Origin of the sequence: Paenibacillus sp. FSL L8-0708 (genome assembly GCF_038009325.1) — a bacterium.
Taxonomy (GTDB): domain Bacteria; phylum Bacillota; class Bacilli; order Paenibacillales; family Paenibacillaceae; genus Paenibacillus_AQ; species Paenibacillus_AQ odorifer.
The window spans coordinates 2,600,351-2,625,691 of sequence record NZ_JBBPBC010000001.1; the positions used below are offsets into that span (position 1 = coordinate 2,600,351).

The 25,341-nt window shown below is 44.1% G+C and carries 22 protein-coding genes and 1 tRNA gene; 17 read left to right on the forward strand and 6 right to left on the reverse strand.

Annotated features, from left to right (window positions below):
* Positions 1 to 28 precede the first annotated feature (28 nt).
* Entirely contained in the window at positions 29 to 1,474 is a 1,446-nt protein-coding gene (locus NYE58_RS12170; protein WP_341001976.1) for a DEAD/DEAH box helicase, read from the forward strand.
* A 181-nt stretch (positions 1,475 to 1,655) separates the two neighbouring features.
* Positions 1,656 to 2,114 carry a hypothetical protein gene (locus NYE58_RS12175; RefSeq protein ID WP_076219371.1) on the forward strand — a complete coding sequence of 153 codons (459 nt, stop codon included), beginning with the start codon at positions 1,656 to 1,658 and terminating at the stop codon, positions 2,112 to 2,114.
* On the opposite strand, the gene NYE58_RS12180 is transcribed toward NYE58_RS12175, so the two are convergent.
* On the reverse strand, positions 2,100 to 2,477 hold the full coding sequence (locus NYE58_RS12180; RefSeq protein WP_341001977.1) for a hypothetical protein: 378 nt from the start codon (positions 2,475 to 2,477) through the stop codon (positions 2,100 to 2,102). The genes NYE58_RS12175 and NYE58_RS12180 overlap by 15 nt on opposite strands.
* 334 nt (positions 2,478 to 2,811) lie before the next feature.
* Here NYE58_RS12180 and NYE58_RS12185 point away from each other — a divergent pair, with 334 nt between their 5' ends.
* Complete coding sequence (locus NYE58_RS12185) at positions 2,812 to 5,127, forward strand: endo-1,4-beta-xylanase (RefSeq protein WP_341001978.1); 2,316 nt, start codon at positions 2,812 to 2,814, stop codon at positions 5,125 to 5,127.
* Between the two features lie 339 nt (positions 5,128 to 5,466).
* On the opposite strand, the gene NYE58_RS12190 is transcribed toward NYE58_RS12185, so the two are convergent.
* Positions 5,467 to 7,182, reverse strand: a complete 1,716-nt coding sequence (locus NYE58_RS12190; protein WP_341001979.1) for an ABC transporter ATP-binding protein — start codon at positions 7,180 to 7,182, stop codon at positions 5,467 to 5,469.
* Positions 7,183 to 7,468: 286 nt separating this feature from the next.
* Here NYE58_RS12190 and NYE58_RS12195 point away from each other — a divergent pair, with 286 nt between their 5' ends.
* The gene (locus NYE58_RS12195) at positions 7,469 to 8,647 is read left to right on the forward strand and encodes a CynX/NimT family MFS transporter (protein ID WP_248549329.1); all 1,179 of its coding nucleotides are present in this window, start codon (positions 7,469 to 7,471) and stop codon (positions 8,645 to 8,647) included.
* Between the two features lie 91 nt (positions 8,648 to 8,738).
* On the opposite strand, the gene NYE58_RS12200 is transcribed toward NYE58_RS12195, so the two are convergent.
* Positions 8,739 to 9,500, reverse strand: a complete 762-nt coding sequence (locus NYE58_RS12200) for a methyltransferase domain-containing protein (RefSeq protein WP_076276366.1) — start codon at positions 9,498 to 9,500, stop codon at positions 8,739 to 8,741.
* A gap of 237 nt (positions 9,501 to 9,737) precedes the next feature.
* On the opposite strand from NYE58_RS12200, the gene NYE58_RS12205 reads away from it, so the two are divergent.
* The 8 genes from NYE58_RS12205 (at position 9,738) to NYE58_RS12240 (ending at position 17,988) form a co-directional block, all read left to right on the forward strand.
* Positions 9,738 to 9,821: transfer RNA gene (locus NYE58_RS12205), tRNA-Leu, on the forward strand.
* A gap of 173 nt (positions 9,822 to 9,994) precedes the next feature.
* On the forward strand, positions 9,995 to 10,435 hold the full coding sequence (locus NYE58_RS12210; protein ID WP_076125055.1) for an OsmC family protein: 441 nt from the start codon (positions 9,995 to 9,997) through the stop codon (positions 10,433 to 10,435).
* 56 nt (positions 10,436 to 10,491) lie between these two features.
* The gene (lpdA, locus tag NYE58_RS12215; protein WP_341001980.1) at positions 10,492 to 12,180 is read left to right on the forward strand and encodes a dihydrolipoyl dehydrogenase; all 1,689 of its coding nucleotides are present in this window, start codon (positions 10,492 to 10,494) and stop codon (positions 12,178 to 12,180) included.
* 186 nt (positions 12,181 to 12,366) lie between these two features.
* Entirely contained in the window at positions 12,367 to 12,780 is a 414-nt protein-coding gene (locus NYE58_RS12220; protein WP_248549275.1) for a MarR family winged helix-turn-helix transcriptional regulator, read from the forward strand.
* A gap of 531 nt (positions 12,781 to 13,311) precedes the next feature.
* Positions 13,312 to 13,641, forward strand: a complete 330-nt coding sequence (locus NYE58_RS12225) for a PadR family transcriptional regulator (protein ID WP_076133666.1) — start codon at positions 13,312 to 13,314, stop codon at positions 13,639 to 13,641.
* On the forward strand, positions 13,638 to 14,195 hold the full coding sequence (locus NYE58_RS12230; RefSeq protein WP_076276364.1) for a DUF2812 domain-containing protein: 558 nt from the start codon (positions 13,638 to 13,640) through the stop codon (positions 14,193 to 14,195). The genes NYE58_RS12225 and NYE58_RS12230 overlap by 4 nt, the downstream gene beginning before the upstream one ends.
* Before the next feature lie 206 nt (positions 14,196 to 14,401).
* Complete coding sequence (locus tag NYE58_RS12235) at positions 14,402 to 17,506, forward strand: PAS domain-containing hybrid sensor histidine kinase/response regulator (protein WP_076276363.1); 3,105 nt, start codon at positions 14,402 to 14,404, stop codon at positions 17,504 to 17,506.
* A gap of 86 nt (positions 17,507 to 17,592) precedes the next feature.
* Positions 17,593 to 17,988: a NusG domain II-containing protein gene (locus NYE58_RS12240; RefSeq protein WP_036679457.1), complete on the forward strand. Its 396-nt coding sequence runs from the start codon at positions 17,593 to 17,595 to the stop codon at positions 17,986 to 17,988.
* Here NYE58_RS12240 and NYE58_RS12245 read toward each other — a convergent pair.
* The 3 genes from NYE58_RS12245 to NYE58_RS12255 are packed head-to-tail and all read right to left on the reverse strand — an operon-like array spanning position 17,981 to position 20,921.
* Positions 17,981 to 18,856, reverse strand: coding sequence for a TIGR03943 family putative permease subunit (locus NYE58_RS12245; RefSeq protein ID WP_076219883.1), 876 nt, complete (start codon positions 18,854 to 18,856; stop codon positions 17,981 to 17,983). The two genes, NYE58_RS12240 and NYE58_RS12245, sit on opposite strands and share 8 nt — an antisense overlap.
* Positions 18,857 to 18,906: 50 nt before the next feature.
* Positions 18,907 to 19,896: a permease gene (locus tag NYE58_RS12250; RefSeq protein WP_076276362.1), complete on the reverse strand. Its 990-nt coding sequence runs from the start codon at positions 19,894 to 19,896 to the stop codon at positions 18,907 to 18,909.
* Positions 19,893 to 20,921: a CobW family GTP-binding protein gene (locus tag NYE58_RS12255; protein WP_036679372.1), complete on the reverse strand. Its 1,029-nt coding sequence runs from the start codon at positions 20,919 to 20,921 to the stop codon at positions 19,893 to 19,895. The genes NYE58_RS12250 and NYE58_RS12255 overlap by 4 nt, the downstream gene beginning before the upstream one ends.
* A gap of 203 nt (positions 20,922 to 21,124) precedes the next feature.
* Between NYE58_RS12255 and rpmG the strand changes: the two genes are divergently transcribed.
* The 5 genes from rpmG to NYE58_RS12280 all read left to right on the forward strand — a co-directional run bounded on the left by rpmG (position 21,125) and on the right by NYE58_RS12280 (position 25,321).
* On the forward strand, positions 21,125 to 21,274 hold the full coding sequence (gene rpmG / locus NYE58_RS12260) for a 50S ribosomal protein L33 (RefSeq protein WP_076098468.1): 150 nt from the start codon (positions 21,125 to 21,127) through the stop codon (positions 21,272 to 21,274).
* 48 nt (positions 21,275 to 21,322) lie between these two features.
* Positions 21,323 to 22,531: a GTP-binding protein gene (locus NYE58_RS12265; RefSeq protein ID WP_076125069.1), complete on the forward strand. Its 1,209-nt coding sequence runs from the start codon at positions 21,323 to 21,325 to the stop codon at positions 22,529 to 22,531.
* 216 nt (positions 22,532 to 22,747) lie between these two features.
* Positions 22,748 to 23,455, forward strand: a complete 708-nt coding sequence (locus NYE58_RS12270; protein WP_341004253.1) for a metal ABC transporter ATP-binding protein — start codon at positions 22,748 to 22,750, stop codon at positions 23,453 to 23,455.
* A complete protein-coding gene (locus tag NYE58_RS12275) occupies positions 23,401 to 24,267 on the forward strand; it encodes a metal ABC transporter permease (RefSeq protein WP_076125073.1) in 867 nt (288 codons plus the stop codon). The genes NYE58_RS12270 and NYE58_RS12275 overlap by 55 nt, the downstream gene beginning before the upstream one ends.
* Positions 24,257 to 25,321 carry a metal ABC transporter substrate-binding protein gene (locus NYE58_RS12280; RefSeq protein ID WP_076219386.1) on the forward strand — a complete coding sequence of 355 codons (1,065 nt, stop codon included), beginning with the start codon at positions 24,257 to 24,259 and terminating at the stop codon, positions 25,319 to 25,321. Before NYE58_RS12275 ends, NYE58_RS12280 begins: the two co-directional genes overlap by 11 nt.
* Positions 25,322 to 25,341 lie beyond the last annotated feature (20 nt).

Here is a 25,341-nt window from a genome sequence, read left to right on the forward strand (position 1 = left end):
GAACAATCGGCATAGAAGAGGTTGAACGATGAGTGAATTGCAATTTAGAGATTATGAGTTAGACGAAGAGATAATTAAAGCACTGGATGTTCTGAAATTTATGACACCTACGGAGGTACAGAGCAAGGTAATTCCTGTGGCTTTGCGGCAAAAGGATCTGATTGTGAAATCGCAAACAGGCAGTGGCAAGACGGGAGCTTATGGTATTCCGCTTTGCGATCTGGTGGATTGGGTGGAGAATAAGCCGCAGGCTTTGATTCTTACGCCAACTCGGGAGCTTGCGATGCAGGTGAAAGAGGATATTACGAACATCGGACGTTTTAAACGGATTAAAGCAGTTGCTCTCTTCGGCAAGCAGCCCTTTGCCCCTCAAAAGATAGAGCTTACGCAAAAAACACATGTTGTCGTAGGTACGCCTGGACGCGTATTTGACCATATTGAAAGAGGCACACTTCCGCTAAATCGAATCAAATATTTGATCATCGATGAAGCTGACGAAATGCTGAGCATGGGCTTTATTGAGCAGATCGAGAAGATCATCAAGCAGCTGCCCAAAGAGCGAGTAACGATGTTATTCTCAGCTACCTTACCCGAAGTCATTAAGAATTTGTGCCTAAAATATATGAACGATCCAACGGATATCGAGATTCAGGCAAGTGGAATTACGACAGCTACGATTGAACATGCATTGATTGAAGTGAGACAAGCTGCCAAATTCTCTTTGCTAAGCGATATCATTACGGTGGAGAATCCGGATAGCTGTATTATTTTTTGCCGTACGCAAGAGCAGGTGAATGCTGTATTCAGAGGACTGGCGGATCTGGAATATCCTTGTGATAAGATCCACGGGGGTATGGAGCAGGATGAGCGCTTTGAGGTCATGAATGCTTTTAAAAGAGGGCAATTCCGCTATTTAATCGCTACCGATGTGGCGGCTAGAGGGATTGATATCGAGAATATCACCCATGTGATTAATTACGATATTCCACTGGAAAAAGAAAGCTACGTGCATCGTACGGGCAGAACCGCGCGTGCAGGCAAGACAGGTAAAGCGATCACTTTTGTCACTCCGAATGAGCAGAAGTGGGTAACTGAAATCGAAAGCTATATTGGCTTCAGCATTCCGCATATGAAAGCTCCTTCGGACGACGCAGTGGCCTACGCAAAGGAAGCGTTCGAGCAGAAGATCAATAAGCAGCCTGTCCGCAAGAAGGACAAAAGCGAAAGCTTAAACAAAGAGATTATGAAGCTATACTTCAACGGCGGCAAGAAAAAGAAGCTAAGAGCCGTGGATTTTGTCGGCACAATAGCAAAGCTTGAAGGTATGTCCGCCGAAGATATCGGGATTATCTCGATTCAGGACAATGTGACCTACGTGGATATTTTGAACGGTAAAGGCGCAATGGTGCTGCAAGCGATGAGAGAGACCACCGTGAAGGGCAAGCAGCTGAAGGTTCATATTGCTAAAAAATAAATCAAGGATGACAGCTTATTGCTAAGCTCCTTGCAAATATGCCGCTACTGATGCGGTTTATATGAAGAGGGAGTCGTGTTCACCACACGGCTCTCTTTTTATTTGTTGTTGTATCTCAGTATCTCCATTTTTTCATTGTAAAATTATAGAAAATAGAATATAACTTGTGAGAGGTGATAGATTGAAAGGTGAATTAAGAAGCACAAGGATGAAAGTACTCCTACAAGTCACCATTGTTGTTTTCTTGCATTTAATTATTATCTACCTTTTGGGAATGAAAACGGGGAAGTTGGAAGTAGAAGTAGTAAAACAAATGTTTATAATGTATGCAGCCCCAATAATTCTCCTGAATGTGTCTTGCAAGATAGCTTTAAAGACGGAAAAGCTTAGGTACAACATTTCTTGGTTAGTTATTAGTATTGTTCCTAGCATGAGAATTCTATTTTATTTAAAAGAATTACAAGGAAAAGAGTCAAGTGGTTCAGGGGTTGTTGGTTTAAGTTTTTTTGATATTAAGCCTGACTTTGATCAGATAAGTCTTATCTATTTTTTTCCTATAATATATTTAGGTATTCAACTAGTTTTGATTTTTTTACTACTGATCATGATAGTAACGAAAGAAAAATCAATAGCTGACTAGCATAATGTTCTTGTACATACCAGGAATGCCGAAATGAACGGTAAAAATCCCGTACAATGCGCTGATCCCGCTGGAAACGTCCAAATGAACGGTAAAAATCCCGTACAATGCGTTGAACCAGCTGGAAATGCCGAATTGTACGGTAAAATTCCCGTACAATGCGCTGAACCAGCTGGAAATGCCGAATTGTACGGTAGAAATCCCGTACAATCCGTTGAACCAGCTGGAAATGCCGAATTGTACGGTAAAATTCCCGTACAATGCGCTGAACCAGCTGGAAATGCCGAATTGTACGGTAGAACTCCCGTATAATGAGCTGATCCAGCTGGAAATACCGAATTGTACGGTAAAATTTCCGTACATTCAGTCAGCATGTTATGTAACCCAAGAGACAACACCATAATGGTGTCGTCTCTTGGGTTTTTTCGGCGCTAAATGGAGCTGATAACGCAGATCCGTTCAGCTTAAGTAAAATAAGATCGAAAATAATTTATTTTCATTCCATAAATGGAAACAAATGTGATATTATGGCGATATAGAGCCCATACTTCACGGATGACCTGCCTAGCTTGGTTCCTCCTGAGGATAGGCTCTGATTTTTTTTATGAGAAAGGTGGTGTGGCCCGAGCGGTATCGGGGAACAGGAAGAAACGAAGCCATAAGGTTCGAACCTAATTCAGAAGGGAGAATCGAAGCGATGAAAAAAAGAACTTTTTTGAAAGCGCTTAATTTTGTTTTGGTTTTATGTTTGCTTGTACCTGTGTATTGGGCTGCACCCGCACATGCGGAGAACACGCTTATTCAGCAAAGCGATTTTGAAGATGGCACTGTTCAGGGCTGGAGTGGACGTGGGGAAGTTGAGGTGCTTACAGCCAAAACAGATGCGGCACGCAGCGGCACATATGGCCTGGAGGTAAGCGGCCGAACAAAAACGTGGCATGGACCTTCACTGGATGTGACTAGCCAGCTGGAAGTGGGACAAACTTATGTGTTTATTGGATGGGTGAAGCTGCCTGCCGGATCATCTAACGCGAATATCTATATGTCATTGCAGCGGACATTACCTTCTACCATTCATTATGACAATTTGACCTTTGGTGCAGTGACAGCGAACGGTTGGGTGAAGCTGCAGGCGCAGTACAAGCTATTGGAGCCGGCAGATCAGCTTTCTATTTATTTTGAAGTGCCGGGTAGCGCGACAACTTCTTTTTATTTGGATGATTTTCGATTGGAAAAGCTACCGGATCTCGGTCCAATTGTCATCGAAGATGCGATTCCTTCGCTAAAGGATGTGTTTGCAAACAAATTTCTGATCGGCTCGGCGTTTACGAATAGTGAGCTGCTGACAGCTCCGGATCGGCAATTGTTAGCCAAGCATTTTGATAGTGTAACGCCAGGAAATGTTCTGAAATGGGACAGCACGGAGCCGCAGGAAGGTGTGTTTAATTTCGCTGAAGCTGATACGGCAGTAGCTTTTGCCACCGCAAATGGACAGCAGGTACGTGGGCATACCCTGGTTTGGCATTCGCAGACACCGGATTGGGTATTCCGTGACGCCAGTGGTAATTTGGTCTCCAAAACGGTGTTATATGAACGGATGAAGAGTCATATTAAGACTGTTATGGAACGTTATAAAGGTGAAATCTATGCTTGGGATGTCGTTAATGAAGTGATTGATACTTCGCAATCGGATGGCATGCGCCGCAGCCTGTGGTACCAGATCGCGGGTGAAGAGTATATTGAGAAGGCATTCCAGTTCGCTCATGAAGCTGATCCTAACGCAAAACTGTTCATTAATGACTACAATACGCATGAGCCAGCCAAAAGCCAAGCACTATACAATCTAATCGTACGACTTCAGGCTAAAGGGGTTCCTATTGACGGAGTAGGGCATCAAACACATATCAGCTTGTATTATCCTTCGCTCTCTGAAATCGAGAATTCGATTATCAAATTCAAGGCTTTAGGGCTGGAAACTCATATTACTGAGCTGGATATTAGTGTGTATTCTGATAATTCTCAAGCTTATGAGACCTTCCCTGATAATTTGAAGCAGCGCCAAGCGGCTTTATACAAATCATTATTTGAAATCTTCCTGCGGCACACGGATACGGTCACGAATGTCACTCTCTGGGGGAAGGATGACAGTAATACTTGGCTGCGTACCTATCCGGTAGCCCGTAACAATTGGCCTTTATTGTTCGATGAGCGCCTTCAGTCCAAGCCAGCTTATTGGTCTGTATTGGAGACAGTGGCAGCTCCCGTAGTTCCAGCAGCTCCTGCTAACTTGAATGCAGCTGCAGGCAATGGGCTCGTGAATCTTAGCTGGAGCACCTCGGCGGGCGCGACTTCCTATACGGTGAAACGGTCACTTACGAGTGGTGGCCCTTATACCACTCTGACTACGGCTACCGGGACGAGCTATAGCGATGCGGCGGTTAGCAACGGAACGACTTATTATTATGTTGTGAATGCTGTCAATAGTGCGGGTACGAGCAGCAATTCTGTACAAGCGATGGCTACACCGCAAGGATCGGGGCCTGTCGAACCGGTCACCGGGCTTGCAGTGGCGTATCGGACAGCGGATACTAACCCAAATGACAACCAGATGAAGCCCTATTTTAATATTAAAAATAACGGCACAACTGCAGTCGATCTTAGCGAGCTGAGCATCCGTTACTGGTATACGATCGATGGAGACAAGCCGCAATCCTTTTTCTGTGATTATGCCCAGATCGGCAACAGCAAGGTAGCAGGCAGCTTTGTAAAGCTGGACACGCCCCGAACGGGAGCAGATTACTATTTGGAAGTGAAATTCAACGCAGGTGCGGGCATGCTTGTCGCTGGAGGAACTTCCGGGGATATTCAGACCCGGATACACAAGACAGATTGGAGCAATTTTAACGAGGCCAATGATTATTCGTTTAATTCACTTCAGACCGCTTATGCGGATTGGAACAAGGTGACCCTTTATCGGAACGGAGTGCTGGTATGGGGAACAGAGCCGCAATAGCGAAAGTAGGAGAACTGAGCTTTAATTGTGCCGTTTTTAATTTTTAGGGAAAACCTCCCTGAAAATAGCTAATTTTTGCTGGTTACTTAGCTTTTCAGGGAAATCCTCCCTAAATATCGCCTGAATTCCACTATTATGAGCAAATTGGGGTGAATTTGCGGGAGGTTTTCCCTGATTGCAAGGATTAGAGCAATAAACCAAAGAAAATCAGGGAGGAATTCCTTAATCAAGCATCACGTTTGCTGCAAATAGAGGAGTTACGCGAAAAAGCAAGCCTAGTCGCCAAAAACATGGTGACTAGGCTTGCTTCATTTTTGCCCAGCTGCGGCAAAATACTTTTTAAAAGTTATATTGCGCCTGATGCAGACGGCTATAAATTCCACCAGCATGGACTAGTTCTTCATGTCTGCCTTGTTCAGCGATTCCTTCTTCATTCACGACCATAATCCGGTCGGCATTTTTGATTGTCGTCAAACGGTGAGCGATGACGAGTGTGGTTCTGCCTACGGACAGATCAGCCAGGGATTGCTGAATTGCGGCTTCGGTCTCTGTGTCCAGCGCGGAAGTAGCTTCATCCAGAATCAGAATCGGCGGATTCTTGAGGAACATGCGAGCGATAGCCAGGCGCTGCTTTTGTCCACCGGACAGCTTCACACCGCGCTCCCCGATGACTGTCTCCATTCCATCTGGCAGATTCTGAATGAGCTCCTCCAGATGAGCACGTCGCGCAGCTTCCCAGATTTCAGGCAGCTTTGCATCCAGTTTCCCATAGGCGATATTCTCGCGAATTGTCCCGGAGAACAGGAAAACATCCTGCTGCACGATCCCGATTTGGTTGCGCAGCGATTCCAGCTTCATGTCACGGATATCGATGCCATCAATCGTGATAGCCCCGGCTGTGACATCATAGAAGCGCGGAAGCAGGCTGCAGATTGTTGTTTTGCCTGCGCCGGACGGCCCAACAAAGGCAATGGTTTCGCCAGCCTTTACGTTAAGGCTTATATTTTGCAGAACCGGACGATTCTCTTCGTATCCAAAAGATACATCCTGGAATGTAATATCACCGCGCAAAGCGTTGATCTCCACGGCATCCGGTTTGTCACTGATGTCAGGTTCCGTGTCAATGATCTCCAGATAACGTCTGAAGCCGGCAATTCCTTTAGGATAACTTTCGATCACGGCATTGATTTTCTCGATAGGGCGGAAGAAGATATTCGACAACAAGATAAACGCCACAAATTCACCGATTTGCAGCTCGCCATTGATAAAGAACCATGCGCCGCAGATCATCACCAGGATAGTAATGAGGCGGGTCATCATATAGCTGACGGACAAGCTTCTAGCCATGATTTTATAAGCCATAAGTTTTGTTTTGCGGAACATTTGATTATCTACTGCGAATAGCTCTTGTTCATGCTGCTCATTGGCAAAAGATTGCACGACCCGAATCCCGCCGACATTATCTTCGATACGGGCATTGAAACTGCCTACATTTCCAAATAGCTGGCGATAAGTTGAAGTCATATTGCGGCCGAAGTAGATGATTACCCAAGCCATAATTGGAACGATAATAAAAGTAATAATCGCCAGCTTCAGATTAATATCAGCCATTAGGAGAAAGGCTCCGACAAGGGTCATGATTGCAATAAATACATCCTCAGGACCGTGATGCGCCACTTCGCCGATATCATTTAAGTCATTGGTGATTCTTCCGATTAGATGGCCTGTTTTATTATTATCAAAGAATCGGAACGAGAGTTTCTGAATATGGTCAAACATTTTTTTGCGCATATCAGTTTCGATATTTATGCCCAGCATATGACCCCAGTAGGTGACAATATACTGCATCACCGTATTTAAGGCGTAAATCGCCAGCAGCGCAACACAAGCGATAAGAATAAGCGGCCAATCTTGACCAGGAAGCAAATCATCAATAAATTTATTGACGGCTACCGGAAAAGCCAGTTCTAGCAGTCCCGCAAAAACAGCGCAGGAGAAATCCAATATAAATAGTTTTCTATACGGACGATAGTAGGAAAAAAACCTTCGAAGCATTCTGTTCACTCTTTTCTGTGGTTTAAATATGAGTTCAAATGAAATTGATTCTCAACTACCCGATGATATGGATACTAAAGATGGTCAGCGGTTTTGTCAATAATTCGGGTATAAAATTACTTAAGGGTTGTAACTTCTAATAGAATAGTAGATGATGGTTCATAGTGTTTAAAATATTTCAAATCCTTGACAAGCTCTGTGCTTGGCGGGGTTATTTGTTTGTAATTTAGGAGGATACACGATGAAAGCTTCACAAAGCGAAGGACACATTCAGAATAATAGCTTAATGGACAGCAAATATGATCGCTGGCTGCTTGTGCTGGGAATTATTTTTATCGCTGCAGCGCTGCGGGCTCCATTTACTTCTGTGGGTCCATTAATACAATTGATTCAGGATGACCTCGGCTTATCCAATACTCTAGCAGGAGCTATTACTACTTTACCATTATTGGCTTTTGCCATCTTGTCCCCGTTTGCTCCAAAGCTGGCCCGCCGTTTTGGTTTAGCTAATGTGTTATTAGTTGCCATGGTCATGCTGGCTATGGGAATTCTAATTCGCTCGGGATCTGGAGCAGGTCTGTTGTTCACAGGTACTGCTATACTTGGATTATCCATTGCCGTGTGTAATGTACTGCTTCCAGGTCTTATTAAGGGGAAGTTTCCTCACAAAATCGGGTTAATGACAGGTATCTATACAGTTTCTATGAATTTATGCGCAGCCATTGCCTCAGGAATTAGTGTACCGCTGGCAACAAATGCTGGATTCGGTTGGAGAGGGACCTTGGCCATCTGGTTTATGATCGCAGCTCTAGCAACAGTGTTCTGGATTCCGCAAATGCGAAAGCTTAATCAAGGAACCGGCTCTAAGAGTGCAGCCTCTAGCAAAAATATGTGGCGTTCATCTCTTGCTTGGAAAGTCACGATCTTTATGGGTTTACAGTCACTGCTTTATTACGTCTTTATTGCCTGGTTTTCGGTTCTCCTCGGTGAACGGGGAATGTCGTCGAGTAATGCGGGTTGGTTTCTCTCGCTCATGCAATTGGCACAGCTACCCTTTACTTTCTTCGTACCGCTGTGGGCAGGCCGGATGAAGAACCAACGTATTCTAGTTATAATCACTGCTGTTCTTTATTTCATCGCATTAGGTGGCATCTGGCAAGGCAGCGGCGCTTTAATGGCTGTCTGGGCGGTATGCTTTGGTATTGCCGGAGGATTTGCCTTCGGTCTTGCGATGATGTTCTTCAGTCTAAGAACAAGAAGCACGCAAGAAGCGGCGGAGCTGTCAGGAATGGCCCAATCTGTGGGTTATGTACTGGCAGCAATGGGACCGGCATTATTCGGCTGGCTGCATGATGTAACGAACAGCTGGACGGTGCCATTGATTTTACTGCTGGGTGCAAGTGTGCTGTTGATGGTTGTGGGACTTGGCGCTGGCAGTGATCGGTACGTTGGAGATAGAAAATAGGATCCCGTGTAAAAAGAGTGTGCTAGCGCGTGTTAAGCGCCAGTGCACTCTTTTTTTGACTATTGAACATGAGAAGTATTTCTTATCTATTCTAGCTTCGTTTGTAAGCAACAATCCGGATTCTGCGATAATCCATTACCCAGCGGCCGTCCTGATATAGCTTGGATTTCAATTTCTGTTCCATAGAAGAGAGAACTTCTGCGCGTTCGGTGGGTGTGAGCACACTTAAGATTCCATCGGCAAAAGTATTCAGCCACCGCTGAAATCCTTGCTCCAAGCCTTCCAGTGGTGTTGGCCGGTCAAAACAAAGGGCGAGGTCCACGGTCAGTCCGTGCTTCTCTAGTAGAGTTGCATACTCGCCAACACTTGGGAAGTACCAGGGCAAATGCAGCTTATGACTACAGCCAATGGCTGCAAAAGCTTGTGGAAGGCCAGCGACGATGGAAGCAATATTGCCCAGTCCACCGAACTCGGCCACGAAACGGCCGCCTACCCGCAGGCTGGCAACAATGGACGCCGCCGCTCCGTTTGCGTCTGTTAGCCAGTGAAGGGCAGCGTTGCTGAACACAGCATCGACTGGCTGTTCTGCGACATAAGTTTGCCCATCAGCTAAGACAAAGCTTAGATGGGGATGTTTGTCACGGGCTGTCTGAATCATTTCGGCAGAGGCATCAATACCTGTCACAGTGGCACCCCTAGCAGCAATGGCTGCCGCCAAATCTCCGGTTCCACAGCCCCAATCGATAATCTGTTCGCCTGGCTGTGGGTGAAGCAGCTCAATCAATGATTCTCCAAACTGAGACACAAAGGCCATATCAGTATCATAGGTTTGGGTATTCCACTGCTGGTTCATAAGTATTCATCCTTTCTATTGATCGATTATTCCGACATCTCCGTCATAGCGCCTTACTTTATCTATGTTGTACCATAGGAGGCTTTATAATAGAAATATATAAACTGAATAATATTGATTGGTTGTGCCTATGAGTTTATATGAAGCCTATTTCAAAAACACAAAAACCTTGCGTTTTAAGTGCAGAGGGAGTATAGTATTATGTACAGGCGGTTTTGGTCGCCAGTTACATAATATGCGGTCATGGCGGAATTGGCAGACGCGCTGGCTTCAGGTGCCAGTGGTAGCAATATCGTGGAGGTTCGAGTCCTCTTGACCGCATCCTATCAACAAAAACAGGTTTCTGATTTACCTATTCAGGTAGATTGGAAACCTGTTTTTTTTATTGAATCAGGTTCGAGTTCTTCTTCGAAAAAATACTTACTTAGCTAAGTATTGATATTCATCGATTACTATGTTATTATTTTCACAATCTTAAGGAGGAGGTAATACATATGTTAACTACTTTTAAAGCGACAGCTAAAAAACTGCCTAATGGAATGCAAGTTGAAACCAATTCTAGAGGTTTTAAGATTATTATGGACGAACCAGAGGATTTGGGGGGGACCGATGTTGGTTTGAATCCCGTCGAGGCGTTATTGTGTGCCTTTGGTGCATGTCAGTCCATTGTCGCTAGTGCCTTTGCAGACGCTAACGATTTTAGCTTCGAAGAATTTTATGTTGAACTTGAAGGAGACTTAGATCCGGATGGTTTCATGGGTCTTGCAGATGTGAGAAATGGTTTCCAAGAAATTCGTTTTGTTATGCATTTTAAAACCAACGAAAGCCAAGAAAAGGCAGATGCTTTTGCTGACTTTATCGAGAAGACATGTCCTGTTGGAGATTGTCTTGCTAACGGTGTGAAGCTGGTAAAAGCAGGCGTAGTCATTCACTAATACATTCGCTTGAGGGGCTCTTTATGAGTCCCCTCATGGATATGAGGAGCATAACGATGGAAATAAAAATGTCTATGATTCCAGGTGGCAAAAAGGGGAAAGCAGGCAAGATAAATGTAAATATCGGAGACAAGATATCTGCAGGAGATCCCTTGGTACAGATTGAAACTGGAAAAGGCAACAGATCGATTGAAGCGACAGAAGAGGGTATTATTATCAATATATTATTTGAAGAGGGGAGCGAAATTGCCTCAAATCAAGTCTTATTTGAAGTAAATCCGATCCAGGTGGAGGCTCCGGTCCAATCATCTGTCCCACAACCTGCAGTCGCCGTGCAACAAACTCATGCTATAAACCCTGACTTGCTTATCATTGGAGCAGGACCAGGAGGTTACGTTGCCGCTATTTATGCAGCGAAAAAAGGACTTCAGGTAGCGGTGATTGAGAAAGAAGAATTAGGAGGTACCTGCTTAAATGTTGGCTGTATCCCTACAAAATCTTTAGTCAAATCATCTGAAATCTGTCATGAAATAAAAAACTCCTCTTTGTTTGGTATAACAACAGGATCTGATCTTCAAGTGGATATGAAGCAGGTTATTCGACGTAAAAATGAAGTCAAAGAGAAATTGGTCTCCGGCGTTGGTTATTTAATGGAAAAAAACGGTGTTCAGGTTGTTCGCGGCCACGCTTCGTTCCTATCGGCGCATGAAGTGAAGGTAACCGGCGAAAATAGTTACCGTATTTCAGCAAAAAATATCATTGTGGCAACAGGCTCGAGGATTTCCAAGGTGAATATCCCAGGAGTTGATCTGCCATTTGTAATGAACAGTACTGAAGCGCTCGCCTGCGAAGAGTTACCAAAGGTAATAACTATCATCGGTGGCGGGGTTATCGGCATGGAATTCGCCTTCATTTACCGTAACCTAGGAGTTGAAGTTCATGTTGTAGAATTTATGGACCGTCTGCTAACGATGCTGGACAGTGATATTTCGGTAGAAATTATGTGTTTAGCTCAGCTGGCTGGGATTCATATTCATACCAACTCCAAAGTTTCCAAAATCCAACGTGCGGATGATGGTCAGGCGATTGTAACCTATGAGAATAGTGAGGGTGAGCATCTGCTAGTTAGTGAAAAAGTATTGGTCGCTATTGGACGCGAGCCTAACCTAGAGGGTCTGGATATCGAAAAAGCAGGTATTCAACTAAATGAACGTGGTAAAGGTATTGCCGTTGATAAACAAATGCGTACGAATGTAGAAAATGTGTATGCGATTGGCGATGTAACTAACATTATTCAGCTTGCTCATGTTGCTTCACATCAGGGCATTACGGCTGTAAACACCTTACTCGGTGAATCCCAAGATATGCATTATTCCGCGGTACCGAATGTAATTTTCACCTCTCCAGAGATTGCCAGCGTCGGGCTGTTGGAAGATGAATGTAAGGAGAATGGGCTGGACTATCGTGTGAGTAAGGTATCTTTTGCAAGTAACGGAAAAGCATTGACAATGAATGAACCGGAAGGTTTTATCAAATTAATCAAAGATAATGGCTCCGGACAGATTGTGGGAGGGTCTATCATTGGTCCCGATGCGTCTTCTCTGATTAGTAGTCTTACACTTGCGATTGCCAATGGGCTTACGGAACAACAGATTACACAGACAATCTTTGCCCATCCAACTACTGGGGAAGTAATTCATGAAGCTGCATTCGGTTTAGGAATTGGAGCGTTGCATCAAGGATAAGTTGTTCTAAGTATCTCGGGAGATGGATCCTGCTGCAGCCTAAATAAATGAACTATGTGATCACTTGAAAAGTATGTTCAGCTTCCTTAATATATTTTGCTATAATAAATTAGAAAAGAGTTGATTATTTTAAGATAAAACAGTTGGGATTGGTTGGTGTAAACATTGTTTAATTTAGATGACTGTATGGCCTTTATTGCAAACCGTAGTGCAAAAATATTCGCGGAAGCCTTGGAAAAGGAATTTCGGCCGTATAATATGACCCGGAGCCAATGGATTGCGATGTATTACATCTATACCAGTGAATCCATAACCCAGAGAGAATTAGCAGATAAAATGTCTATAAAAGAGCCCAGCGTAGTCAGGCTGCTTCAAAAATTGGAATCTGAGGGTTTCTTGCATCGCTCTGGCACCCATGCGGATAAGCGAGTCAAGCAGTTGGAATTGTCAGATAAGGGAGTACAGATCTATCTCGATTTACTGCCAGTTGCCGAAAAGTTTAAAGATGATACGATCACCAATATTTCTGAACAGGATCTTCAAACGTTTAAAAATGTACTAGGTGTCATGGTTGAAAATGCCTCAAAAGAGAGACCATAAAAACTATGCAGAACAAAATAAAGAATAGGTCAGGTTGGGTATGTTCTTTTTTTACATATCTTATCTGGCCTATTTTTTTGTATAGACTTTTGTAGTTTTAGAATCTGTGCGAACAGTGTCTGCTAACGGACCGTATGGCCGCTATTATTGATTTTTGGCACATTTTACAGAGGTTTCGGACTGCATAGCGCTTATTGCTAAGGAATCGTGTGAAAAGCGAGTGTTTGGAGACGAATAGCTGCATCTGAGTCCGAACGTAAGCTGAAACACGCTATTTTTCGGAAATAGCGGCATCTCAGTCCGATACTTCATAATGAGAAAGGAATAGGTGCCACGGTGGGAGTATCTAGCTGCTGAGTAGCCCCCCCAACAAATCCGTCCTAGCTAAGTGCTAGGCGTTTTTTTGTTGCGCTCATAATCGCTGCGATGAAAAAAATGGGTGTTTTTGTATTGACAATTATATCGGCTTCCGTAATAATGGTATTACGGAAGCCGATATATCGACAACAGTAATAGAATGGGGATGAAATGATGCCTGAAAGCACAGAAAGAGGCGCATTAACTGAAGCTGTATTTTATATCTTATTGTCTCTATATACAGCAATGCACGGATACGCAATTATGCAGAATGTGAAGGACTTAAGTAACGGTCGGGTTGATCTGGGCGCGGGCACTTTATACGGAGCACTTAACACTTTACTGGAAAAAGGCTGGATAAAAGCAGTGGAAGGGGAGCAAGGTTCTCGTAGAAAAGAATACGAAATTACCGGCTTAGGAAAGTCAGTGATTCAGGGAGAGATCATCCGTCTGGAAGAATTGATAGCCAATGGTAAGAGAATAGCTGGAGGTGAGTCCAAATGAAACATGTGGTTCGCAAGCTGATTTGGGATTATGAGAAGGAAGAAAAGTGGCTTAATGAAATGTCTGCGAAGGGGATGGCTCTATCAGAATTATCTTGGTGCAAATATGTGTTTACAGAGACCCCCAATAATGAGTACACGTATAGAATTGAGCTTTTAGATAACTTGCCGGATCATCCGGATAGCATCAAATATATCAAGTTTTTAGAGGAAAACGGTATAGATTGTGTGAGTACTTACATGCGCTGGGTTTACCTTAGAAAGAAGTCAGTGGAAGGTCCGTTTGATATTTACACAGATCTGGAATCCAGAATAAAACACTATAAGCGAATCAACAGGTTATGGAAATCTGTAATGTGGTTAGAGTTGATTTTAGGCCTATTTAATGTGATGATTGGTGTAATAAATTATTCTTTTTCATCACAGAATCTCAGTATGGTAAACGTAATAATGGGCGGTATGTTGATTTTTTTAGGTCTTGTTTTTTTAATTATTGGTGCACCTATCCGTAAGAAAATTAAGAAGCTTCAGCTGGAAAATTTGATAATAGAATAGGACTTTAGAGTTGTAACATGCACACACGGCAAGTTTCCTTTTCAGAGGGAGACTTGCTGTTTATTTTTTGCGGAGTTTTACTGCGAAATTTACCAGTCTATCATTTAGGACTCAACTATCAAGCTTATTTACCGAAAAAAAGGTATACTGAAATTATTACAAGTTTGTTAATATAGTCCCCCATTTTCAAAAGAGGAGGCTTACAGGTGTCTGATTTTCTTTTTAAACAGCTATACTTACGGTCTTCTATCGGGATTGCGGTAGTCTCTCCGAAGGACGGGACGTTATTACAATCGAATCCTGCGCTATGCCAAATGTTTGGTTATGCAGAAGAAGATCTTTTGAATATAAATTATCTGGATCTTGTGTATCCGGAAGATAAAACTAATAATGATCATTCCGTTATCCTGAACGATTTGCTAGCTGAGCCTGGGACTGCATTGGAGAAAGAACGGCGGTTCTTGCGTAAGGATGGAGAAATCATCTGGGTAGCCCAACATATATTTTTAATCTATCAGGAGAATTCCAGTGAACCCTATGTCCTGATTTCTGAGTTAACAGATATCACTGACCGAAAACTTGCTGAACAAAAGATTCATGAAGATGAGCAGTTATATAATTTGATTACGAAAAATACACCGGATATGATTTCTTTTGGCGATCCTGACGGGACACTGCACTACGTATCTCCCTCAGTGGAGCTGCTGTTAGGTTATTCTGCACAAGAAATGATAGGTACTAAAAGACCCGAGTATTATCACGTAGATGATGCTCTAGAGATGATTGAACAAGGTAAGATATATTCCGATACGGACGTATTTACTCGTAGAGCCCGTCATAAAGATGGACATTATTTGTGGATCGAGAGTTCTTCCCAAGTGGTACGTGATGAGCAGGGGAACGTTAAACAGATATTAACCATTGGTCGCGATATTACTCAGCGCAAGAAATACGAGGATATGCTGGCTAAAGCGCAACACCTTGCGAAGATGGGGTCCTGGGAATGGGACATGACAAAATCACGGCTGACGGTTTCCAGAGAAATGCGTAATATTTTTGGCTTTTTGGAAGATGAGAGCAATCATTCTTATTTTGATTACAGACGTGTTTTTGCTTGCATTGATCCTGACGATTTCATCAGACTTGAACGGTTAGTACATCAATCCATGGAGAATGGGACTAATGGCGAAGTAACGGTCCGTATTCATAGTGCGGATGGAGAGCTGAAATATCTGGATGCGCACTGGGAAGTGATTACGGATGAAGAAGGAAGACTGCTGCAGATCAGCGGGATAGCCCAGGATGTCACCGAACGTCAACGAATGGAAGAACAACTGCGGGAAAGTGAGCAGAACTATCGTCTGATCTCAGAAAATTCTATGGACTTCATTTCACGTAATGCAGCGGACGGGAGCTTTACCTATCTGTATGCCTCACCCATCTGCCAGACTATGTTTGGCTATGCACCAGAAGAAATGTGCGGAACTAGAGGGATTGATTACATACATCCGGAGGACAGAATCAAATTAACTTCATATCTCAGCAATTGTATGGAGGGGAAGAAGCTTGAGCCTGTTATTCTCCGGTTTATTTGCAAAGACGGAACCTGTATTTGGACAGAAACGACACTGCGGTATATTTACTCTGAGACCTGCGGGAATCAAGAGCTTGTCTGTGTAACCCGCGATATTGGGGAACGTACGCGTCATTTTGAAGAAATACAGAAATTAAGTAACGAATATGCGCTGATCTTGAATTCGGTCTCTGAGGGCATATTTGGGATGAACCTTGAAGGCAACACGATGTTCATTAATCCAGCAGCCATTACTATGTTGGGTTTCGATCCTACTGAGTGGGGAAACAGCAAATTTCATGCGATTCACCAAACCTGGCTGGATAACGAGTCTTTTACAGGAATTCAGAAGACGCTGCTTCCTTCGCGCTCCAATAATCTCACTATTGAAGATAGGGAGGGTGTGTTTTGGAGGCAGGATGGTTCAAGCTTTTTAGTCAGATATCGAATGACCCCACTGTTTGATGGTGGTGAACGGATTGGGGCGGTTGTCGTCTTTCGTGATATCACGGAGGAGAAGGAGATTGTGCGGGCGAAGGAGTCTGCCGAGGAAGCGGACCGGGCAAAATCGGAGTTCCTAGCGATCATGAGCCATGAGCTGCGTACGCCTATGAACGGTATTATTGGGATGGCTGATCTTTTATCGGGGACGGAGCTGGATGAAGAGCAAAGCTACTACACACAGATCATTAACAAAAGCGGAGAGGCATTGCTTCATATTCTGAATGAAGTGCTGGATTTCAGCAAAATTGAAGCAGGCATGATGACGCTTGAACTGCAAATGGTGGATTTACATGAAGTGATACAGAACGTTTGTGAACTGTTTTATCCGAAGGTTAAGGAAAAAGGGCTTTTACTTACTAGCGAGTTATCTCCTGAGCTTCCAGCCGTCATCATGACTGATGGGGCGAGATTGCGTCAAATTCTCGTAAATCTGGTTGGGAACGCAGTGAAATTTACGGAGACAGGTGAAATCAGTATCTCTGTTATGCTAGAAGCCTCAGAGGCATCCGGAAATCTTATCGTGAAATTTGTCGTAAAAGATACTGGGTTGGGGATTCCAGTTTCCAGCCAAGGTCTATTATTTCAATCCTTCTCGCAATTGCATCCGTCGATCAATCGTAAATATGGCGGTACAGGGCTTGGACTTGCCATTAGTAAAAAGCTGGCCGAGCTTCTTGGCGGATCTATCGGTGTAAATAGCTGTGAGGATGAAGGCTCGGAGTTTTATTTTACAGTGGAGGTCTCTCTACCCAAAGAGGAATGGGATCAGAAATTGACCGTCAACGCCTCAACAGATTTGGTCAGAAATGATAAATCCACTGTTAAAGAGTTAACTACCGGTGAATATGGACCGATGTCCATTCTTATTGCTGAAGATCATCCTGTGAATCAGCAGCTTATGCAGGCGTATCTGAAAAAGAGGGGATATGTTCCTGACATCGCCTTAAATGGTGAGGAAGCAGTTCGGGCTGTGCTTTCCAATCATTATGATCTGGTATTTATGGATATTCAGATGCCTATTATGGATGGAATAGAAGCAACGGGAATCATACGTGAGAAGCTAGGGCTGAATCCAATCATCATTGCGGCTACAGCCTTTGCCAGAGATGAAGATAAGATGATGTGTCTTAGTGCTGGAATGCAGGATTTCATTTCTAAACCCATCTCGATAAAAGAGCTCGACCGGGTATTAAGAGAGTGGTCTGCCCAAATTCGTTTAGGTGAGCATCATTGACAAATAGGGTTATGATTAATATATTGATATTAATCGTAATCATTACGTATATTATTTGTCATGAAAGGATTCTTATCTTGCTAACAATGAAGCGCGGGGATATTTTAATTATTGTGATAGCCTTGTTAGCTGCGGGCTTGATTTATGGCATGAAGTGGTGGGACAGCAGCAATGAGCAGTATCAGCAAGGGGATTTGAAAGCTATAATTACGGTGGACGGTAAAGAATACAAAACCGTTTCTTTGACTAAAGAAGAACAAATTATAGATATTCAAACGAAATTCGGCCACAATACGCTAAAGGTGTTTGATTATGGAATCCAAATGACCTATTCTGATGCTCCCTTAAGAATTGCTTTGGAAATGGGGTTCATCTCAAGACCCAAACAGCAAATTATCTGTATTCCAGCTCGTATTATGGTAGAAGTATTTAATCCTAATAAGTCTGAGAATGATGAGGATGAGCTAGATGCGATTATTTAGTAATCTTAGTTGAGCCTTCTAGCTCCTTCCATGCGGTGATAGAGTCAGGACTGGTGTAGATGTAAGGTGTTACGGGTTGTTTGATAGGTGTAATAGACTCTGCACTAATTTGCATAATTTCTTGACCTTTATAGGGAACAACTTGAAGCTTGCCCCGAACCTCTATCCAGGTATCGGTAGGCAGGCTTTTTAGCTTGCCGGAATCCACTAATATCCCAAAAGGTGTAGCATCGGCAGTACAGCATTGGACCAGAAATCTACCTATGGCAAAAGAATTCTCTGAATGTTCACCTTGATCACGATATAAAAAGCCGGAAATAGTAATTTCTTTGCCTGCAAATTGTTGTTTGTACAGCTCAAGCGCACCTAAAGTTTCGGAGAAAATCGCCGAATAAACTGGGACCACAGGTTGTGCATAAAGGATCTTGGCCAGCTCAGTAAGCTCTTCATGGTAAGGATCAATGGACTCGAATCTCGCGGAATTTTTAGCTTCAGTGGGCAAGGAGGATAGGGAGATTCCTTTTTTAGCAGCAGCCATACTTCCCAATGCGCGATCAGGAAGAAGAAATCCGAGCAGCAGTGGAAAAAGGAATAATCCATATAGCGCTGTACTTTTGAAAAAAGAATGTGGGAGCCGATGCTCGCAGTCACAGAGAACACTACCTTTGCCAAATAAAGCCTGTATGGTCAGACTGAGCGCCATAAGTGTCAGCGGGATTGGGCATAATTGAACCCAGCGTGCCAGTTTAGGAGCTACATAATAATGCAAAGCGTCCTGCTGTACCAGATGCCCGATATAGAGGGAGAAAGCGAGCAGAATGACCGCCCTTAACAAATAGTGAAACCGGATGCTACGAGAGTCATTCATGCTCTATCCTCCTACCCATGTTGTAAGCAACAGCTTACCACCTCTATGAATTACAGCCACAAGGACATGAATACCGCCCCAACAAACACGCTTGCGAAGATCAGAAAGAACAAATAAAGAGCGAATTTGGTCTTAAACAGTGAGAGCAACATCAATGAATTTTTGAAATCCAGCATGGGTCCGAATACCATAAAAGCGAGCAGAGCCCCAGATGGAAAAGAATGTACGAAGGTGGAAGCTACAAAGGCATCTGAGGTGGAGCAGAGCGAGAGCACAAATGCCAGTCCCATCATGAAGAAATATGACCCCAGCGGTTTAGCTCCGATCGCGGCCAGACTGTCTTGAACCATAAATGTCTGAATACCAGCGGTTAACAAGCAGCCGATAATTAAATATTTCCCCATCTCAAAAAACTCATCTGAGGTATGGACGAAAACAGCGGCTATTTTTCCCCCGCGAGAATTATTGTGATGAGCTTCCCCCGTTTCACGCTGAACATTTAGGCGGATGGGAGATTTTTTGACCGTTGCGTAGATTATCAAGCCTATGAGACAGGCTACAACAAACGCCAGACCCATACGGGCATAGGCCAGCTCCGAGTGGCTGCGAAATGCTGTCATGGTCGCCCCATAGACGACAGGATTTAGGATCGGTCCGGACAAAATAAACACGATAGCCACGTAAACAGGCATACCTTTATGGATAAGCCGGCGGACGAGTGGGATCATTCCACATTCGCAGACCGGAAAAATAATTCCGAGCAGACATGCGAACAGAATAGCCGGAAGAGGTCGCCGCGGAATCCACCGGGAAATCATTTCATCCGGGATAAAGACGCGAAGCAGTGAAGATAACAATGCTCCTGCTAATACAAACGGCAAGGCTTCCAGCAATATGCCGATAAAAGCGGTTTTGAAGGTGTCGATGTACGCATTATCCAACAGTTCCAGATGATTCGGCAGCCATACAAAACCAATGATAATCAGAAAAGAGATCGGGAGGAGCAACGGCAGTATTTTTAATGGTGAAAAGGTAGTCAAAACTCGAATAAGGCGGACCACCGATCTGCCAGCTGTTCTTCATCTATATTCATCCCGATGAACACCACATATGGCATACCAGGATAACGAGAGGCTTCCCAGGTAGTACGCATCCCCGCATATTGAACAAGCTGAACCGGCTCCTGTTCGGACAAAAGAATATGCCCCTTGGCACGTAACAGGTTGTCACCCCATTCTTGAAAGAAGGCCTCTAGGCGTTCTTTAGAAGGCATTGTTGTCCTTACCTGCGGAATGGTTAACGTGATGGCTGTTACCTGCGAGAAAGAAGCATGCTGCTCCTCATGCAGCTCTTTTACAGCGGTTCCCCCATGCTCTGAATGCATTTGTTTCAGTGATGCTCCTTTGAAGGTTTGAGGCGCTCGCTGCGGAGCCGGAGCTATGATTTTACGTGGGATAATTCCTGACAATATCGGAGACAGGTTGATTTCACTGTAATGGGTGTACACAATTTCAGCCTCCGTATTTTGTTTACGAACTCCCTTTTCAATTCGCCATAAGGTTTCCGGTTCTACGAGATCACTTTTATTAACGACAATAAGATCAGCTGTGGAAAGCTGCTTACGCAGGGTCCGAACGAGCTGTTTGTCAGAGGAGAGTCTGCTGTTATATTCCAGAGCATTTTCCGCATCTAACAGAGTGATGGTATAGTGCAGCTCCACCAGATCCTGTAGAGGAGTTTCCTGCAACGTTTTGGCGATTTCTTCAGGATCGGCGACGCCGGTCAACTCCATATAAATGGCATCTGGACGTCCTCTCAGCAGCACCATCAGGCTATCTGCCAAATCCTCTTTACGGCTACAACATACGCATCCGTCCAGCAGTTTAGTTACAGCTGTACCGGTATGCTCCTGCAAAATATACCCGTCCACATCTCGTTTGCCCAGTTCATTCATTACTACTCCTGGATTCAGCCCTCTTACCTTGCTCTCTTTCAGCAGGGACAACAGCAGAGTTGTCTTCCCGCTCCCCAGAAACCCGCTCAAAATAATTACTGGTATCTTCATGATCTCCACTCCTGCCTGATTCTCTAGGAATTACAAGAATCATATTTTTTATAATTCCATCTATACGTAATTTGTCCACCAGAAAGACCACAAAATTAAGAGAGTTGAAATTTTTACAAGATCATAGTTGACAGATTGTGAATAAACCGTGTACGATGTGTTAATCGTAATTATTACGATTTAATCAAAAGGAGATGGAAACGATGAGAGTAATCATAACTCTGGCATGTACGGAGACAGGAGATCGCAACTATACCACTACCAAGAATAAACGAAATCATCCAGGGCGTATGGAAATGAAAAAATATTGTCCACGCCTAAAGAGAGTAACCTTACATCGCGAAACCCGTTAAGGGTGGATGTTTTTAATCTTGATTTTATAAACGATAGGAGTGGTATAGTTGAAAAAGCTCCCTGTTACCGTGCTCAGTGGATATTTGGGCTCTGGGAAAACAACATTGTTGAATCATATTCTGCACAACCGTGACGGTCTTAAAGTAGCTGTTATTGTAAATGACATGAGTGAAGTGAATGTGGATGCGAATCTGGTGAAGTCCGGAAATACGCTTTCCAGGACTGAAGAAAAATTGGTTGAGATGTCCAATGGTTGCATCTGTTGTACACTTCGTGATGATTTGATTGTCGAAGTACAAAAACTGGCTGCGGAAGGGCGATTTGATTACATCCTGATTGAATCCTCAGGCATTAGCGAACCTGTGCCAGTAGCACAGACCTTTACCTATGCCAATCCCGAGTTGGATATTGATCTGACTTCGCTTGCTCAATTAGACACGATGGTGACTGTTGTGGATGCTGGGCGTTTCTGGCATGACTTCTCCTCAGGTGATAGTCTGATGGACCGCAACCAAACGGCTGGAGAAGGGGATTTCCGCGATATTGTGGATCTGCTTATTGATCAGATCGAAACTTGTGATGTCTTGCTGCTTAATAAGTGCGATCTGTTGAAAGAAGATGAACTCAATAAGCTTGAAGCTGTGCTGCGTAAGCTTCAGCCGTCTGCTAAGCTGATCCGTACAATTAACGGTGTAGTAGATCCAAAGGAAATTCTAAATACCGGATTGTTTGATTTTGAGAAAACAAGCTTATCCTCTGGTTGGATCGCGGAGCTGAATAAAGAGACCCATACCCCTGAGACGGAGGAATACGGGATTTCTTCTTTCGTCTATCGCCGGAGAACACCGTTCCACCCGCAAAGATTAAGTTTTTTCTTTAGCAACTGGCCGGAAGAGGTCGTTCGGGCAAAAGGGGTGGCATGGGTAGCGGCAAAAGGTGATCTTGCAGCTACTGTAAGTCAGGCAGGACCTTCCATTCAGTTCGGACCTGCTGGTTACTGGTTGGCTACAATGCCTAAGGATCAGCAGCTGGAGGTGCTGGAAAGCGAACCTGAGCTGCGGGCAAAATGGGACGAGCAGTGGGGCGATAGAATAAATGAAATCGTATTTATCGGTGTAAATATAGATCAGGCACAACTCGAAGCCAGATTGGACAGATGTCTGCTGACAGCGGAGGAGCTGAAGCAGGATTGGACAAAGTTCAACAATCCACTTCCGTGGCCTGTTGAAGAACTCCTTGCGGCTGCTGAGGAATAGATACTTAGTAATTAACGGTGGAAATCCGGAATCCAGAAGGTGGGATTCCGGATTTTTGTTGTATTCGAAAAATGACTAATAGTTATTATTACGATTAATTTTCAGTTTTGGGTTTACAAATCGTAATGATTACGATATTATCAAATTTGTTAAATCGTAAAACTTACGATTTAATCTGGTTGGACATAATATCAGTCAGAAGGGAGGCGAGGCATGATGATCCTATCATCCATGCGGAATGTAGTGTTCGGGTATGGGGATGAACCTGTTCTTGATGATATCTCATTAGATATTCATACCGGACAGTTTATTGGTATAACGGGACCCAATGGTGCTGCTAAAACCACCCTGCTGAAGCTAATGCTCGGCCTGCTTCGTCCATGGAGTGGAACGGTTCAGTTGAATAAAGAGTTATCAGATAACGGGAAGATGATTATCGGCTACGTTCCACAGCAGGTAGCTTCTTTTAACGCAGGGTTCCCAAGTAAGGTGATCGAACTGGTTCGCTCGGGTTGTTATCCAAGGCTTGGATTATTTAGACGCTTTACACCTGAGCAGGACGAGATCGTCGAGCGAAGTTTAAAGCAGGTGGAGATGTGGCATTTGCGAGACCGGAAGATAGGAGAACTGTCAGGCGGCCAGAAGCAGCGGATTTGCATCGCTCGAGCATTGGCACAACAGCCGCAGATATTGGTTCTTGACGAACCAACTACGGGAATGGATCTGGACAGTCGTATTGGGTTCTATAAGCTGATGCGCCATGATGTCAGTGAACACGGCCGGACCGTAATCATGGTGACGCATGGCCTGGAAGAGACCAGCTCCTATCTGGATACGTTGATCAGCCTGGAACGAAAGGAGAATGAGGGTTGGCAATGTTTAGTTACGAATTCATGCAACGTGCATTTTGGGCCGGTGGATTAATTGGCATTATCGGTCCGCTACTCGGGGTATATCTCATGCTTCGCCGTCAGGTCCTAATGGCGGATACCCTCTCTCATGTTTCGCTTGCAGGAGTAGCACTAGGCTCAATACTACAGCTTAATCCGGCACTAAGTGGCTTCATGGTAGCGATTCTCGGTGGTATTGTCATCGAACAGCTTCGACGGTCTTATCGTACATATAGCGAGCTTCCGGTAGCGATTATTATGACCTCTGGATTAGCATTGGCAGTTGTACTTATGAGCTTAAAGCAGAATTTAAGTAAAAGCTTCAGTTCCTATCTGTTTGGTTCCATCGTTGCGGTCAGCGATACTCAACTAAAGATTATCGCTGTGGTTGCTGTAATCGGTCTGATCTATTTTATTGTGTTACGCAGATCCTTATATAATCTGACCTTTGATGAAGAGACCGCTAGTATCAGTGGAGTTCATGTGGGCTGGTTATCATTTTCGTTTGCTGTACTAACTGGAATGACAGTCGCTGCTGCGATGCCAGTTGTTGGAGTGCTGTTAGTCTCAGCGCTTATTGTTTTGCCAGCTTCGATTGCTTTGCGTATAGCGTCTGGTTTTACGACAGCTATATTGATCTCAATCGGCGTAGGATTACTCGGCGTTTTTAGTGGCCTAAGTGCCTCGTATTACATCAATACACCGCCTGGTGGGACGATTGCTCTTATACTGCTATCGTTCTTATTAATCGCAATTTTGGTACAGAAGCTGATCCGACTAAGAAATCGTCGGCGAATTCATAAAACTATTTCCAGTAAAGGAGTTACACCTCTCAATGAAATTTAGAATCCATCATTTAGCCATTTTGTCCCTGTCCGCGTTACTTATTGCCGCCGGTTGCGGTAATAATGCTGTTAATTCTTCTACTACTACGAATGCTTCTGGAGCCGCAGAAGCTACAGCCCTTCCGGAGTCATCTAAATTAAATATTAAAGTCAGTTTCTATCCTATTTACGAGTTTACCAAAAATGTGGCAGGAGATCTGGCGGACGTGGAAGCACTCATACCAGCAGGAATCGAACCCCATGATTGGGAACCGACAGCAAAAGATATGGCAGAAATCTCAGATGCGGATATGCTGATCTATAATGGCGCAGGAATGGAAGGTTGGGTAGATCAGGTGCTGGAAAGTGTATCTGGCACTCCGTTAATTACTGTAGAAGCGAGCAAGGGTCTGGACATCATGGAAGGCACGGAAGAGGAAGAGGAAGAGGCTGACCACCACCATGAAGAAGGGGAGCATGTTCATGAAGAAGGAGAACATGCTCATGAAGAAGGGGAGCATGCTCATGAAGAGCATTCGCATGATCACGGTGGATTAGATCCGCATGTGTGGCTCAATCCTACATTAGCCATTCAAGAAGTGCGTAACATTGAAGCAGCTTTAGCTGCTGCCGCACCTGAACATGCCGAGGATTTTAAGACAAATGCAGATGCTTATGTAGCTAAGCTGGAGCAACTGGATCAAGAATTTAAGGACGGTCTTAAGGATACTAAACGCAAGGATTTTATTACTCAGCATGCGGCTTTTGGATACCTTGCCAAGCAGTATGGATTAACTCAGGTCCCGATTGCCGGACTATCTCCGGAGCAGGAGCCTTCTGCCGCAAATATGAGTAAGATTGTGGAGTTTGCGAAAGAGCATAAAGTGAAGACGATTTTCTTCGAGACACTTGTATCCTCCAGTGTGGCAGACACAATAGCAAAAGAGATTGGTGCCAAAGCAGCCGTTCTAAACCCAATTGAAGGATTAACAGAGGAAGATCGCAGTCAAAACCTGGATTATTTAGGAATCATGCGTCAGAACCTGGAAGCCTTGAAGAGTGCATTGAACGAGTAGATTTAAAGGATGGAAGGAGA